The following is a 13,750-nucleotide window of genomic DNA, read 5'->3' on the forward strand; positions in this document are numbered from 1 at the left end:
CACCAGTCAACGTCCTGCCAGCACTTCTTAACTTAACGAAACCCACATTGTCTGGAATGTGGCTATGGGCGTCTTTTTCGCCCGAATCTACAGGAATTAAAATGAGCGAAAGCTTTGCAGAACTCTTTGAAGAAAGCCTGAAAACCCTCAATCTTCAGCCGGGCGCAATCATCACCGGTATCGTTGTCGACATCGACGGCGACTGGGTTACCGTACACGCTGGCCTGAAGTCCGAGGGTGTCATCCCGCTCGAGCAGTTCTACAACGAAACTGGCGAACTGACCATCAAGGTCGGTGACGAAGTTCACGTTGCGCTGGACGCGGTCGAAGACGGCTTCGGCGAAACCAAGCTGTCCCGTGAAAAAGCCAAGCGCGCCGAGTGCTGGATTGTTCTGGAAGCTGCTTTCGCTGCTGAAGAAGTGGTCAAGGGCGTTATCAACGGTAAGGTTAAAGGCGGCTTCACTGTCGACGTTAACGGCATCCGTGCGTTCCTGCCGGGCTCCCTGGTTGATGTCCGCCCAGTGCGCGACACCACCCACCTCGAAGGCAAAGAGCTGGAATTCAAGGTCATCAAGCTGGACCAGAAGCGCAACAACGTTGTCGTTTCCCGTCGCAGCGTCCTGGAAGCCGAAAACAGCGCCGAGCGCGAAGCTCTGCTGGAATCGCTGCAGGAAGGCCAGCAGGTCAAAGGTATCGTCAAGAACCTCACCGACTACGGTGCGTTTGTTGACCTGGGCGGCGTCGATGGTCTGCTGCACATCACCGACATGGCCTGGAAGCGTATCAAGCACCCGTCCGAGATCGTCAACGTTGGTGACGAGATCGACGTCAAGGTCCTGAAGTACGATCGTGAGCGCAACCGCGTTTCGCTGGGCCTGAAGCAACTGGGCGAAGACCCATGGGTTGCTATCAAAGCCCGTTACCCAGAGAGCACCCGCGTGACTGCTCGCGTTACCAACCTGACCGACTACGGCTGCTTCGCTGAGCTGGAAGAAGGCGTTGAAGGCCTGGTACACGTTTCCGAAATGGACTGGACCAACAAGAACATCCACCCGTCGAAAGTCGTTCAGGTTGGCGACGAAGTGGAAGTCATGGTTCTGGACATCGACGAAGAGCGTCGTCGTATCTCCCTGGGCATCAAGCAGTGCAAGTCCAACCCATGGGAAGACTTCTCCGGCCAGTTCAACAAGGGTGACAAGATCACCGGTACCATCAAGTCGATCACCGACTTCGGTATCTTCATCGGCCTGGACGGCGGCATCGACGGTCTGGTTCACCTGTCCGACATCTCCTGGAACGAAGCTGGCGAAGAAGCCGTGCGTCGCTTCAAGAAGGGCGACGAGCTGGAAACCGTCATCCTGTCGGTTGACCCAGAGCGCGAGCGCATCTCCCTGGGCATCAAGCAGCTGGAAGACGATCCGTTCTCCAACTTCGTTGCTGTCAACGACAAGGGCGCTATCGTCAAGGGTATCGTCAAGGAAGTTGACGCCAAGGGCGCTATCGTGACCCTGGCCGACGACATCGAAGCTACTCTGAAAGCTTCCGAAATCAGCCGTGACCGCGTTGAAGACGCTCGTAACGTGCTGAAGGAAGGCGAAGAGATCGAAGCCAAGATCATCAGCGTCGACCGCAAGTCCCGCGTCATCAGCCTGTCCATCAAGTCGAAGGACGATGCTGAAGAGCGCGAAGCCATCCAGAGCCTGAAAAACGCTCCGGAAGCGGCTGCCGACACCACCATGGCCGCGCTGCTGCGCGAAGCTATGGCCAAGCAGAGCTGAGTTCTGTTTGATCGGTAAAAAGGGCGACCCTCGGGTCGCCCTTTTTTGTGCCTGTGATTTCTCTGCAGGTGTGGAGCCTCCGTACCTTGGCCCGATTCCTGGCGGCTTGTCACGACTGTGAACAAATCCTTACCTTGAATTTTTTTGTTTAGTCAAGAACCGGCCTGTTCAAATCGCTCGGAGCGTGCTACAAACTGATTAAGCAATGATCTAGCTGCTTGATAACGAAGGGAAAAATATGACGAAGTCGGAGCTGATCGAACGTATTGTCACCCATCAGGGGCTACTCTCGTCCAAGGACGTCGAGTTGGCCATCAAGACCATGCTTGAGCAGATGTCGCAGTGCTTGGCGACCGGGGATCGTATCGAGATCCGTGGCTTCGGCAGCTTTTCCCTGCACTACCGCGCGCCCCGTGTAGGCCGCAACCCCAAGACCGGTCAGTCGGTCAGCTTGGACGGCAAGTACGTGCCGCATTTCAAGCCTGGCAAGGAGCTGCGTGATCGGGTCAATGAAGAAGAGCACGAGCACACTTGAGTGAAGGAGTAATCTGATGCGTAATCTCAAGCGCGCTTTGGCGGCGTTGTTCGTACTGCTGCTGGCGGCCGTGGTGCTGTTCTTTGTGCTGGAGAACCAGCAGGGCGTTTCCCTGGTGCTGTTCGGTTGGTCGGCGCCGGCCATGCCTGTAGCGGTGCTGATGTTGCTTGCGCTGGTGCTCGGTCTGGCTATTGGTCCTCTGTTGGGGGCATACGCCTTGATGCGTGGCAAGCGCAAAATTCGTGTCTCTGCTCGTCAGGCAGCGCTGTCGGGGAATTAGAGAAAAGTCTTACGCTGGCTCAAGATTTTTTTCCTTTGTTGGTCTCAGGGGTGGTGCGTTAATGGCGCTATTCCTCTTCCGTTCATCAAAGAGTGGCGTAATGCATTTGCCTGCAATTCCCTGCCGCAGTGGAATATGCGAAATCATCGGTTCTTGTCGCCGCCCTCAAGCAAGAAATGCGCGAGTCTGCTGACCAGGCTGTGGTCTGGGGCGGGAGTGGGATGCTTGACCAGGCAAGAAGCGGGGTGGTCTTGGTTTTGATGCGCGTTGCTTTCAGCTTCTGGTTAGTTCCTTAGGCTCTGTACGAAAAGTCTTGAGACGCAGGTCAGGCAAGGCGAAAACAGCCGAGGAAGCGGAGTGTACTGGAGTACATGAGCATTCCGAGGCTGTTTTCAACGCAGCATGAACAAGTATCAAGGCTTTTCGTACAGAGCCTAGGCGGTCCTGAGCAAAGTGGCCGGATTCCACCACTCTTTGCCCAGGCTTTCGTGCGCGACGTAGCCAGGTCCGGTAGCTTTGTGTCTTTCGATCCGATCTTTAACCCGCCCGGGTGGGTGTTGTTACGGTATCATGGCTGGTTGGGCTAGATCGGGTGGCTGTGCTGCAGATCATTCGTCAGAGCAGCGCCGGGGCTGTGCGGGCATTGGCAGAAATGAATGAACAATTGATAGACCCTTATGAGCTCGATGTCGAAAGTTGTTAAAGGCGCGATCCTTAACCTTGGTGGGTTGGGTCTGCCCATGATCGTTGCGGTTTTCACCATTCCCTACCTTATCCATTTGCTCGGTGCCGAGAAGTTCGGCCTGCTTGCGTTGATGTGGGCTGTGGTCAGCTATGCCGGAATCTTCGATCTGGGCTTGGGGCGCGCGCTGACCATGCAGATTGCCATGTTCGATCGCCAGGCTTGTTTGTCGACACTTGGCGCGATCATCGGCACAGCTTATGTGCTAATGGCCGCGGTCAGTATCGTGCTGGGTGTTTTGATTTTCCTGATCAGTGGCGAAATAGTCAGTTTGGTGAAGGGGGTGACCGACCCACAGGAAACCGTTACTGCTTTTCAAGTGATGTCCGTCTCCATACCGTTCATCATCCTTGCGTCGGGTTTTCGTGGGGTACTTGAAGCGCGCCAGGCGTTCGGCAGAGTGAATGCGGTGCGATTGCCGCTGGGCGTCTATACCTTCGTTGGGCCAGTCCTGGTGGGTATGATTTTCGGAGCGCGTCTGGACTTGATTGCCGTTGTTCTTGTGCTTGGTCGGGTCCTGGCCTGCGCAGTCTACTGGCATTCTGCGCGTCGGCATGTGGCGCCGATCGAGCATGGGCAGCTTGCGTGGGATCGCCGTCACGTAAAATCACTTTGTGCCAGTGGTGGATGGCTGTCGGTTGCCAGCGTGGTGGGGCCGATCATGACCTATGCGGATCGCTTCGTGCTTGGTGGCTTGGTGTCAGCCAATGCAGTGGCCTTTTATGTCACACCTAATGAACTGGTCACCAAACTGTGGATCCTTCCCGGAGCGCTGACGGCTGTTCTGTTCCCATTGTTTTCCGGCGGATTCTCCAGTTCGGACCGCAAGGCAACTCGCCATCTGTTTGATTTATCGAGTGCGGCCATCTTTGGTATCATCGCGCCCCTGTCTTTGGCCTTGGCAGTGCTTTCCTACGATCTGTTGGCGCTGTGGGTTGGTGCAGAATTTGCCCGCGAGGGCCAGATGTTGCTCGTGATCTTCGCTTTTGCAATTCTTGTAAATTGCATGGCTCACGTTCCGCTCACGTTGTTGCAAGGTACGGGCAGTGCCAGGGCGGTTGCCCTGCTGCAGGTGATCGAGATACCGATCTTCCTCGGAGTGCTGTGGGGCCTTACTCTTAACTTTGGTGTGCTTGGCGCCGCTTACGCCTGGGTGGTCAGAGCTGTATTCGACACAGCTTTCATGATGTACCTTGCCTGCACCAAGTTGGACGCGCCATTCATGGGGCGTCTAACGATGGTGTTTGCCGGGGTCATTGTCCTTCTGGGCGTGTACAGCGTAGTGAAGGACTGGGGGATTGCTGAGCGGCTGTTGGTGATTGGCTTTGTCGGAGTCTTATCGGCTGTGGCCCTGGTCCTGATGATGACAAGGTCCATCAAGTTGAAGCCCAAGACTGAAGCCTGATGGAATTGGCAAGCCGCTTTCTGGACATCTATACCCTGATGCTCGTCGCCGTCTGGGCCGCGGCGGTTTGGGCGTGGGTGTTGAGAAGGGCGGCGCCTGGTGCCGAACAGTTGCTTTTCATAGGGCTTGCGCTGTTGCTCATGGTCTTTTCGGCCACGCGTTATCAAACGGGTTACGATTGGCCGGCCTATGAAGAGTTCTATGTACAGGGTGACAACCTGAGCGGCAAGTATGAGTTCGAGCCCGGTTTCAGGTGGTTGGTGGAGCTGTTTCGATACTGGCGCCTGGATTTTACGACCTTCCAGTTTGTCTTGAGCGCCGCCCAGGTATTGTTTACTGCGCTGTTCATTCGAAAGTTCTTTCAAGGTTTGGCACTGCTCGCGTTAGCGGTGTATTACACAGTGCCCGATTTGTACCTGATCAATGCATTTTCACTGATGCGCCAAGGGCTTGCCCTGTCTCTCTTCCTCTGTGGGGTGGTCTATTTCTTCGAGCGCAAGCCGTGGCTCACCTGCCTGTTTTTCGCATCGGCGATGCTGTTCCATATCTCCAGCGCTTTCGCTATCGGGGTGTTTCTGGTCATTCGCTGTATCGGTGTGAGCCCGATGGTGGCGGTGCCGGTGGTGGGGGCTCTGGCGGCTAGCTACTTGGCCAATATCAACATCCTCGGTGGCCTGATCCAACTGGCGGCAACCTGGCCGCCATTGCAGAAGTATGCGATCTATCAAGGGCTTGACACGCCAAGCGCGAGCATTCTTTACAAATTACTGTTCGTGACGCTTTTTCTCACGCTGTTCTACCTGGCGTGCTACCGCAGGCGTATGCAGTTGCGTGAAGGCGAGTACACGCAAGCGCGAGCGTTCAATTTTGCTCTGGCCTGCGCCGCAGTCTCGATCAGTCTAGTGTTCTGGGCCTATCCAACATTTTTGTCGAGATTCCAGGCTTTTTTTATATTTTTCTTGCTGGGTTACACGTGGCCAGTGTTCGACTTTTCCAAAAGCTTGAATAGGGGGTTGCTATGTTGTGTCATCTTTGGCGTATGCACTGCGCTCTATGCGAAATTTGTATTGACTCATATTTCAATGGTCTACTTCCCTTATCAGAGCCTGTTTCAGAGGAATATAGAGTTGCGTAGCACCGGTTCTGAAAGGGTTGATGAGTTGCACAAGGAGTTACAAAGGTTATGGCGAGGCGCGGATGAGTAAGGTGTTGCTGTTGACGACCAAGTACCCGTGTGGGGCGGGTGAGGGCTGGCTGACCAATGAGCTGGCTGAATGCTTTTCGCGTGAGGGCAAGCGAGTTTCTGTGCTGGCGCTGAGCTGGGAGTATGCCGATGGTGGTAACGCGGTTATCGATCTGAATGGGGTGAAGGTCTATCGCCAGCGGCTTTGGCGCTTTTTTTATAAAAAGAACTTCATTTGTGCAATGTTGAAGATCTTTATGTTTTCCCTGCTGGTCAGGTTGCGCTACAAGCGGAAAATCATTGAGGCAGACCTGATTGTCGCAACAACACCCTGTATTGTAATTTGGGGTTTGCTGGATTTCTTCTGGACTAAACCAAAGGCTAAAAAATATCTGATTTTGTGGGATTTTTTTCCTTATTATATGCGTGATCTGTGGTCGGGTGGGCGCAGCAAGCTCTTCAGCTTCTTCGTGCGTTGGGAGAATCGCCTGTATAAAAAATTCGATGCGATCGGTTGCATGACCAAGGGCAGTGCCGAATTTTTACAGGCGAACTATGAAGTTGATGCCGGGCGGGTCAGCCAGCTGCCGCTGTGGACCAAGCAGTTGCCCAAAGTGGAAATATCCGCTGCGCAGCGCAAAGCCATTCGGGAGCAGTACGGCATTGCAGAGCATGCCTTCGTGTCCGTTTATGGTGGTGCCATGTCTGTGGTCCAGGGGTTGGACAATATTCTGAATTTGGCCGCGAGTCTGAAAGGGCGCGAGGATCATCAGTTCGTCTTTATCGGGCGAGGCAGCGAGCTGCCCCGGCTCAAGGCGCGTGCGCAGGACGAGCAATTGCACAATGTATTGTTTGTCGATTATGTGCCGCGCGATGAGTATGAAAAAGTAGTGGCTGTATGTGATGTGGGCATTGTCTCCTTGTCGGGTCAGCACGCAGTGCCGAGTTTTCCTTCGAAATCCATTGACTATCTGAAAGTCGGGTTACCGATTCTTGCGTCTATCGACAGGTACACCGAGTTCGGCAGCATTCTGGTTGATGACATGAAGGCAGGTTTGTGGGTAGAGGCAGGCGATCCGGCGAGTCTGGGCCAGGCACTTGAAAAAATGCGCCAAGATAGCGTATTTTTGGCGCGCTGCGCGTCAAACGGCCGGCATTATTACGAGCAGGAAATGAAAGTCGAATCTGCTACCAGCAACATTTTATCAGCATGTGAGAAAGTATGAATTTCAAAGGTAAAACCCTCCTGATCACAGGTGGTACCGGGTCGTTTGGCAATGCCGTGCTCAAGGGCTTCCTCGATACGGATATTGGTGAGATCCGTATTTTCAGTCGTGATGAGAAAAAACAGGATGACATGCGCAAGCGCTACACCAGCGACAAGCTGAAGTTTTATATCGGCGACGTGCGTGACTATCAAAGTATCCTGGCTGCCAGCCGTGGTGTTGACTACATCTTCCATGCTGCGGCGCTCAAGCAAGTCCCTTCCTGTGAGTTTCACCCGCTTGAGGCGGTGAAGACCAACGTGCTGGGCACCGAAAACGTGTTGGAAGCGGCAATCCAGAACGAAGTGAAGCGCGTGGTTTGCCTGAGTACCGACAAGGCCGTCTATCCGATCAATGCCATGGGGATCTCCAAGGCCATGATGGAAAAGGTCATGGTCGCCAAATCCCGTAATGTGGATGAGAAGAAAACGGTCATCTGTGGCACGCGCTACGGAAACGTGATGGCTTCTCGTGGCTCGGTCATCCCTTTGTTCATTGACCAGATCCGTGCCGGCAAACCGCTGACCCTTACCGATCCCAGCATGACACGCTTCATGATGACCCTGGCCGATGCCGTGGATCTCGTCCTGTATGCGTTCGAACACGGCAACAATGGCGACCTGTTCGTACAAAAAGCGCCGGCTGCGACCGTTGAGACGCTGGCCCAGGCACTGACTGCCATGGTCGGGCAGCCAGATCACCCGATTCAGGTAATCGGCACCCGTCATGGTGAAAAACTGTTCGAGGCGCTGCTTAGTCGCGAAGAGATGGCCTGTGCCGAGGACATGGGTAACTACTTCCGAGTTCCGCCAGACTTGCGCGACCTGAACTACGCCAAGTTCGTGGAGGAGGGGGAAACCAAGATCTCTCGCACGGAAGACTACAACTCGCACAACACCGAGCGCCTGGACGTGGAGGGTATGCAGCAACTGCTGCTCAAGCTCGACTTCATGCGTGCCATCCAGCGTGGCGAAAACGCTGCGCCCGAGGAGTAAGCGATGCGTGTCCTGATCACCGGAAGCAATGGTTTTGTTGGTAAGAACCTGTTGGTGCACCTCGCAGAGCGCAGTGATGTCGAAGTCATAGGGTTCACTCGTGATCATGCACTGGATGCGTTGCCCGAGATGGTCGCGCAGGCCGACTTCATCTTCCATCTGGCTGGCGTGAACAGGCCGCAGGATCCGAAAGAGTTCCACGTCGGCAACACCGACCTGACCCGTGCGCTGTGCGCAGCTGTACGGGCGACCGGCCGGGCAGTGCCGATCATTTATACCTCTTCAACGCAGGCCGCTTTTGATAACCCCTACGGTAAGAGCAAACGTGACGCCGAGGACGAGCTGCTGGCATTGCGCGACCAACTTGCGGTGCCGGTATGGATCTTCCGCCTGCCCAATGTGTTCGGTAAATGGGCCAAGCCGAACTACAACTCGGCGGTCGCGACCTTCTGCCACAATATCGTGCGTGACCTGGCCATCACCATCAACGATCCGGATGCGTCGATCACCCTCGTGTATGTCGACGACGTCGTCAGAAAATTCATCGAGTTGATGGATGGCCAGGTCGATGGAGGACCTTTCGTCGAGGTGCAGCCACAGTACCCGGTGAAAGTCGGCCAGTTGGCCGAGCAGCTGCAGGCTTTTCGCGACAGTCGTCAGACGATGATCACCGAGCCGGTCGGCACGGGTCTGGTCCGAGCGCTGTATTCGACCTACCTGAGTTATGTACCACCGGAAAAATTCAGCTATGAAGTGCCCAAGTACGGCGACCCGCGCGGGGTCTTCGTCGAAATGTTGAAGACGCGCGACTCCGGTCAGTTCTCGTACTTCACGGCGCATCCTGGCATCACTCGCGGCGGGCACTATCACCACAGCAAGACCGAGAAGTTTCTGGTGATCAAGGGCTCGGCGTGCTTCCGTTTCAGGCATGTTGTTTCGGGCGAGTTCTACGAGCTGTTTACCAACGGCGACCAGCCGCAAGTGGTCGAAACGGTTCCGGGCTGGACCCATGACATCACCAACGTCGGAGATGATGAGATGGTTGTGATGCTCTGGGCCAATGAAATTTTCGATCGTGAACACCCGGATACTTATGCCCGGCCTGTGGGTACCCATGCCTGAGTCGGCGTTTCAAGGTAGAAGTCAAAAATGAAGAAACTCAAAGTTGTTACCGTCGTGGGCACGCGCCCAGAAATTATCCGTCTTTCGCGGGTCATGGCCGCGCTCGACCAGCACTGCGACCATGTGCTGGTTCACACCGGCCAGAATTATGACTATGAATTGAACGAGATCTTCTTCACCGACCTCGGCATTCGCAAGCCTGACCATTTCCTCAATGCGGCAGGGGCTACCGGCGCTGAAACCATCGGCAACGTCATTATTGCGGTCGATCGCGTACTTGCCGAGATCGCCCCCGAGGCACTGCTGGTGCTGGGTGACACCAACAGCTGCATGGCCGTGCTGCCAGCCAAGCGCCGCAAGATCCCGACCTTCCACATGGAGGCCGGCAACCGCTGTTTCGACATGCGCGTGCCGGAAGAGATCAACCGCCGCATCGTCGACCACACTGCCGATATCAACCTCACCTACAGCACCATTGCGCGCGACTATCTGCTGCGCGAAGGGCTGCCCGCCGACCGTGTGATCAAGACCGGCAGCCCGATGTTCGAAGTGCTCAATCACTATCGCGACGGTATCGACAAGTCGGATGTGCTCGGGCGTCTCGGGCTGGAGCCTGGCAAGTTCTTCGTGGTCAGCGCCCATCGCGAGGAAAACGTCGATTCGGATACCAACTTCCTTAAGTTGGTGGACGTGCTCAACACCGTGGCCGAGCAGTTCGACCTGCCGGTGATCGTTTCCACTCACCCGCGTACCCAAAAGCGCGTGACCGCCATGGGAGTCACCTTCCATGCCAATGTGCGCCTGCTCAAACCGTTGGGCTTCAAGGACTACAACAAGCTGCAGCTCGAAGCCAAGGCTGTCTTGTCCGACAGCGGGACCATCAGCGAAGAGGCTTCGATCCTCAACTTCCCTGCGCTGAACATCCGTGAAGCGCATGAGCGCCCAGAGGGGATGGAAGAGGCGGCCGCCATGATGGTCGGGCTGGAAACCGAGCGCGTGCTGCAGGGATTGAGTATCCTCGCAAGCCAGGCCCGCGGCGAAGCCCGCAGCTTGCGCCTGGTCGAGGACTACAGCATGCCGAACGTCTCCGACAAGGTCGTGCGGATCCTCCATAGTTACACCGACTACGTGAACCGCGTCGTCTGGAAGCGCTACTGAATACGATTGAGCAACCATGGCTGAAACATCACTCAAGGTACTGGTCGTGTCCCAGTACTTCTGGCCCGAGAACATGCGGATCAATGACCTGGTTCGCGACTTGACGGCCAAGGGACACGAGGTCACCGTGCTGACCGGGCTGCCAAACTACCCGGAAGGCGAGGTATTCGAACGTTTCCGGCGAAATCCGGAGGCGTTCGCTCGCTATGAGGGTGCCGAAGTGATTCGTGTGCCGTTGGTTGCGCGCGGCAAGCGTAGTTTCACTCTGGTGTTGAACTACCTGTCGTTCCTGCTCAACGCTTCCACACTGGGGGCGTTCAAACTACGCGGAAAGCGTTTCGATGCGGTGTTCGTGTATGCAGTCTCTCCCATCCTGGCCGCGATCCCAGCGCTGGTGATTGGCCGCCTGAAGCGGGCGCCGGTGTTCGTCTGGGTGCTTGATCTGTGGCCAGAGACCCTGCGCGCGGTCGGCGTGGTCAAACACCCGCGTCTGTTGGGATTGGTCGGCAGGATGGTCTCGTGGATCTACAATCGTACGGACTACCTGTTACTGCAGTCCCATGGTTTCTTCGACAACGTACGTCGATATTGCAGCCGCCCGATTGCCGAAGAGCGCCTGGTCTATTTTCCGAGCTGGGCGGAGGACGACTTTTCACAGGCGTCGCTCTCGGAGCCAGCGCTGATCCAGCGTGAGCCCGGTCTGTTTACCGTAGTGTTCGCCGGCAACCTGGGCGAGGCCCAGGACTTTCCAGCCGTGCTCGATGCAGCCGAAGCCCTTCGTGGAAAGGTGGCGGTACGTTGGGTCATAGTTGGGGACGGCCGCATGAGCAAGTGGTTAACCACCCAGGTCGCCTTGCGCAAGCTCGACAATGTGCATCTGCTCGGACGCCACCCACTCGAGGCGATGCCAGGTTTGTTCGCCCAGGCAGATGCACTGCTGGTGTCGCTCAAGACCAACGACGTGTTCGAAAAGACCATTCCGGGCAAGGTTCAGGCCTACCTGGCTTCTGGGCGACCGCTGCTTGGCATGATCAATGGCGAGGCCGCACGGGTGATCGAAGAGTCGGGCGCAGGTTTTGCCTGCAACTCCGGCGATGCTGACGGCCTGGCTGCCATCACTCGTTCGCTGGCCGAGACCAGCGAAACAGAGCGTGCGACGATGGGGCGGGCAGGGCGGACGTACTACGAGCAGCGCTATGCCAAGGAAAAACTGATGTCGCGTCTGGAGGCCCTGTTGCGGGGCGCTTCGCTGCGAAGGACAAATTGCTGATGAATTCAACAGTGCTGTTGACCGGGGCAACCGGTTTTGTCGGCAAGGCGGTTCTGGCGGATCTCGCCATGCGAGGGCATGCGGTGCGTGCTGCGATCCGTGGCGCTATCCCTGCCGACTTCGGGGCTGCCGCGTTCACGATCGAGGCGATCGATGGCGAGACCGACTGGCAGGCTGTCCTGGAAGGTGTCGAGGTTGTCATCCATTCTGCCGCCCGCGTGCATGTGATGAACGACACCGAAGTCGATCCTTTGGCCGCGTTCCGCAAGGTCAATGTCGAGGGCACGCTAAATCTTGCCCGGCAAGCAGCAGCGGCGGGGGCAAGGCGTTTCGTTTTCATCAGCTCGATCAAGGTCAATGGCGAAGGGACCGTGCCGGGACGGCCGTATCGTGCTGATGATGAGCCTGCGCCGGCCGATCCATATGGCGTTTCGAAGATGGAGGCTGAACAGGGGCTGCGCGCGCTGGCTCGGGACACAGGCCTGGAGGTGGTGATCATCCGCCCTGTGCTGGTCTACGGGCCGGGGGTAAAGGCCAACTTCCTGGCGATGATGCGTTGGCTGGGCAAAGGTGTGCCCCTGCCATTCGGTGCGGTACACAACCGCCGCAGCCTGGTCGCTCTGGATAACCTCGTCGACCTGGTGCGTATCTGCACGACTCATCCTGCCGCCGCCAATCAGACCTTTCTGGTAAGCGATGGCGAAGACCTGTCCACCACAAGCCTGATGCGACGCATGGCAAAGGCCCTTGGCAAACCGGCAAGATTGCTGCCAGTGCCGGCCGCGCTGCTGGCATTGGGCGCTACCTTGCTAGGCCGGCGTGCGCTCTCGCAGCGTTTGTGCGGGTCGCTGCAGGTCGATATCGAAAAAACGCGCTCACTGCTTGGCTGGACGCCGCCGCTGAGCGTGGACCGGGCGTTGGCGAAAGCCGCCCGCCATTACCAGGAACAAATGAACAAATGACTCAATGGTGGCTGGCACCGCTGGTGCTGCTGATCTCCCTGCTCATGACCGCTGGTTTGCGCCGCTATGCGCTGGCCAGAAGCATCATCGACATCCCTAATGCCCGCAGCTCTCATGTGGTGCCAACGCCTCGTGGTGGAGGCGTGGCCATTGTGTTGTCTTTCCTGTTGGCACTGGTGGCGCTCGGTGGCGCGGGATTGCTGGACTCACATACGGTGTTTGCTATCGCGGGTGCGGGAGGTTTGATCGCTATCATCGGCTTCATGGATGATCACGGGCATATCGCCGCCCGTTGGCGACTGTTAGGGCACTTCATCGCTGCGGCATGGGGGCTGTTCTGGCTTGGTGGTTTGCCGCCGCTGACGGTGTTCGGTGTCGAGATCGATCTCGGCTGGGTGGGCGCGGTGCTTGCTGCGGTTTATCTGGTCTGGCTGCTCAATCTCTACAATTTCATGGATGGGATCGATGGCATCGCAAGCGTCGAGGCCATCTGCGTCTGCCTGGGCGCTTGTGTCTTGTACTGGATGAGCGGCTTCGAGCAACTGATGGCCCTGCCCGTGATTCTGATCATGGCGGTGGGCGGCTTTCTATATTGGAATTTCCCGCCCGCCAAGATTTTCATGGGTGATGCCGGCAGTGGATTCCTCGGCATCGCCCTGGGCCTGCTGTCCTTGCAGGCAGCCTGGGCATCGTCACAGCTGTTCTGGTGCTGGTTGATTCTGCTCGGTGTGTTCGTGGTCGATGCCACATTCACGCTGATTCGTCGGTTGCTTCGCGGCGACAAGGTTTACGAAGCACACCGCAGCCACGCCTATCAGTTCGCTTCGCGGCGTGTCGGGGGCCATTTCCCGGTGACCCTGGCGGTGGCAGTGCTCACGCTGTGCTGGTTGTTGCCGGTGGCGGGCTGCGTCATGCTGTTTGGCATCGATGGTTTCGTCGGGTTGCTCATCGCCTATGTACCGCTGGTAGCGCTGGCGGTGGCCTACAACGCGGGCGGTGTCGAGTAACGTCGGCGGTTGGCACGCAGGTGTGTGCCTTCACCATCAAGAAAGATC

At 56.8% G+C, this 13,750-nt stretch carries 12 protein-coding genes; all 12 read left to right on the forward strand.

Annotated elements, in window-relative coordinates; translation table 11 throughout:
• Positions 1 to 101: 101 nt before the first annotated feature.
• The 12 genes from rpsA to KHO27_RS03325 all read left to right on the forward strand — a co-directional run bounded on the left by rpsA (position 102) and on the right by KHO27_RS03325 (position 13,702).
• Positions 102 to 1,778 carry a 30S ribosomal protein S1 gene (rpsA, locus tag KHO27_RS03270; protein ID WP_214501176.1) on the forward strand — a complete coding sequence of 559 codons (1,677 nt, stop codon included), beginning with the start codon at positions 102 to 104 and terminating at the stop codon, positions 1,776 to 1,778.
• 238 nt (positions 1,779 to 2,016) lie between these two features.
• On the forward strand, positions 2,017 to 2,313 hold the full coding sequence (gene ihfB / locus KHO27_RS03275) for an integration host factor subunit beta (RefSeq protein ID WP_214501177.1): 297 nt from the start codon (positions 2,017 to 2,019) through the stop codon (positions 2,311 to 2,313).
• A gap of 16 nt (positions 2,314 to 2,329) precedes the next feature.
• Positions 2,330 to 2,593 (forward strand): lipopolysaccharide assembly protein LapA domain-containing protein, encoded by a 264-nt coding sequence (locus KHO27_RS03280; RefSeq protein ID WP_046856618.1) that lies wholly within the window; start codon positions 2,330 to 2,332, stop codon positions 2,591 to 2,593.
• Positions 2,594 to 3,279: 686 nt separating this feature from the next.
• On the forward strand, positions 3,280 to 4,740 hold the full coding sequence (locus KHO27_RS03285; RefSeq protein WP_214501178.1) for a flippase: 1,461 nt from the start codon (positions 3,280 to 3,282) through the stop codon (positions 4,738 to 4,740).
• On the forward strand, positions 4,740 to 5,945 hold the full coding sequence (locus tag KHO27_RS03290) for an EpsG family protein (protein ID WP_214501179.1): 1,206 nt from the start codon (positions 4,740 to 4,742) through the stop codon (positions 5,943 to 5,945). The genes KHO27_RS03285 and KHO27_RS03290 overlap by 1 nt, the downstream gene beginning before the upstream one ends.
• Positions 5,938 to 7,149 carry a glycosyltransferase family 4 protein gene (locus KHO27_RS03295; protein ID WP_214501180.1) on the forward strand — a complete coding sequence of 404 codons (1,212 nt, stop codon included), beginning with the start codon at positions 5,938 to 5,940 and terminating at the stop codon, positions 7,147 to 7,149. The genes KHO27_RS03290 and KHO27_RS03295 overlap by 8 nt, the downstream gene beginning before the upstream one ends.
• Positions 7,146 to 8,183, forward strand: a complete 1,038-nt coding sequence (locus KHO27_RS03300; protein WP_046856614.1) for a polysaccharide biosynthesis protein — start codon at positions 7,146 to 7,148, stop codon at positions 8,181 to 8,183. The genes KHO27_RS03295 and KHO27_RS03300 overlap by 4 nt, the downstream gene beginning before the upstream one ends.
• A 3-nt stretch (positions 8,184 to 8,186) precedes the next feature.
• Complete coding sequence (gene wbjC / locus KHO27_RS03305) at positions 8,187 to 9,305, forward strand: UDP-2-acetamido-2,6-beta-L-arabino-hexul-4-ose reductase (protein ID WP_214501181.1); 1,119 nt, start codon at positions 8,187 to 8,189, stop codon at positions 9,303 to 9,305.
• Positions 9,306 to 9,332: 27 nt separating this feature from the next.
• Positions 9,333 to 10,463, forward strand: coding sequence for a non-hydrolyzing UDP-N-acetylglucosamine 2-epimerase (gene wecB / locus KHO27_RS03310; RefSeq protein WP_214501182.1), 1,131 nt, complete (start codon positions 9,333 to 9,335; stop codon positions 10,461 to 10,463).
• Between the two features lie 16 nt (positions 10,464 to 10,479).
• Positions 10,480 to 11,733, forward strand: a complete 1,254-nt coding sequence (locus tag KHO27_RS03315) for a glycosyltransferase family 4 protein (protein ID WP_214501183.1) — start codon at positions 10,480 to 10,482, stop codon at positions 11,731 to 11,733.
• Complete coding sequence (locus tag KHO27_RS03320; protein WP_214501184.1) at positions 11,733 to 12,695, forward strand: UDP-glucose 4-epimerase family protein; 963 nt, start codon at positions 11,733 to 11,735, stop codon at positions 12,693 to 12,695. The genes KHO27_RS03315 and KHO27_RS03320 overlap by 1 nt, the downstream gene beginning before the upstream one ends.
• On the forward strand, positions 12,692 to 13,702 hold the full coding sequence (locus KHO27_RS03325; protein ID WP_214501185.1) for an MraY family glycosyltransferase: 1,011 nt from the start codon (positions 12,692 to 12,694) through the stop codon (positions 13,700 to 13,702). Before KHO27_RS03320 ends, KHO27_RS03325 begins: the two co-directional genes overlap by 4 nt.
• Positions 13,703 to 13,750: the final 48 nt, after the last annotated feature.

The sequence above is a fragment of the Pseudomonas sp. RC3H12 genome (assembly GCF_018596375.1).
GTDB lineage: Bacteria > Pseudomonadota > Gammaproteobacteria > Pseudomonadales > Pseudomonadaceae > Aquipseudomonas.

What these genes read in the sequence shown, in the direction of transcription:
- wbjC (WP_214501181.1), top strand. Translation starts at nt 8,187, where the DNA reads ATGCGTGTCCTGATCACCGGAAGCAATGGTTTTGTTGGTAAGAACCTG.
- KHO27_RS03280 (WP_046856618.1), top strand. Translation starts at nt 2,330, where the DNA reads ATGCGTAATCTCAAGCGCGCTTTGGCGGCGTTGTTCGTACTGCTGCTG.
- rpsA (WP_214501176.1), top strand. Translation starts at nt 102, where the DNA reads ATGAGCGAAAGCTTTGCAGAACTCTTTGAAGAAAGCCTGAAAACCCTC.
- KHO27_RS03315 (WP_214501183.1), top strand. Translation starts at nt 10,480, where the DNA reads ATGGCTGAAACATCACTCAAGGTACTGGTCGTGTCCCAGTACTTCTGG.
- KHO27_RS03320 (WP_214501184.1), top strand. Translation starts at nt 11,733, where the DNA reads ATGAATTCAACAGTGCTGTTGACCGGGGCAACCGGTTTTGTCGGCAAG.
- KHO27_RS03285 (WP_214501178.1), top strand. Translation starts at nt 3,280, where the DNA reads ATGTCGAAAGTTGTTAAAGGCGCGATCCTTAACCTTGGTGGGTTGGGT.
- KHO27_RS03290 (WP_214501179.1), top strand. Translation starts at nt 4,740, where the DNA reads ATGGAATTGGCAAGCCGCTTTCTGGACATCTATACCCTGATGCTCGTC.
- KHO27_RS03325 (WP_214501185.1), top strand. Translation starts at nt 12,692, where the DNA reads ATGACTCAATGGTGGCTGGCACCGCTGGTGCTGCTGATCTCCCTGCTC.
- wecB (WP_214501182.1), top strand. Translation starts at nt 9,333, where the DNA reads ATGAAGAAACTCAAAGTTGTTACCGTCGTGGGCACGCGCCCAGAAATT.
- KHO27_RS03300 (WP_046856614.1), top strand. Translation starts at nt 7,146, where the DNA reads ATGAATTTCAAAGGTAAAACCCTCCTGATCACAGGTGGTACCGGGTCG.
- ihfB (WP_214501177.1), top strand. Translation starts at nt 2,017, where the DNA reads ATGACGAAGTCGGAGCTGATCGAACGTATTGTCACCCATCAGGGGCTA.
- KHO27_RS03295 (WP_214501180.1), top strand. Translation starts at nt 5,938, where the DNA reads ATGAGTAAGGTGTTGCTGTTGACGACCAAGTACCCGTGTGGGGCGGGT.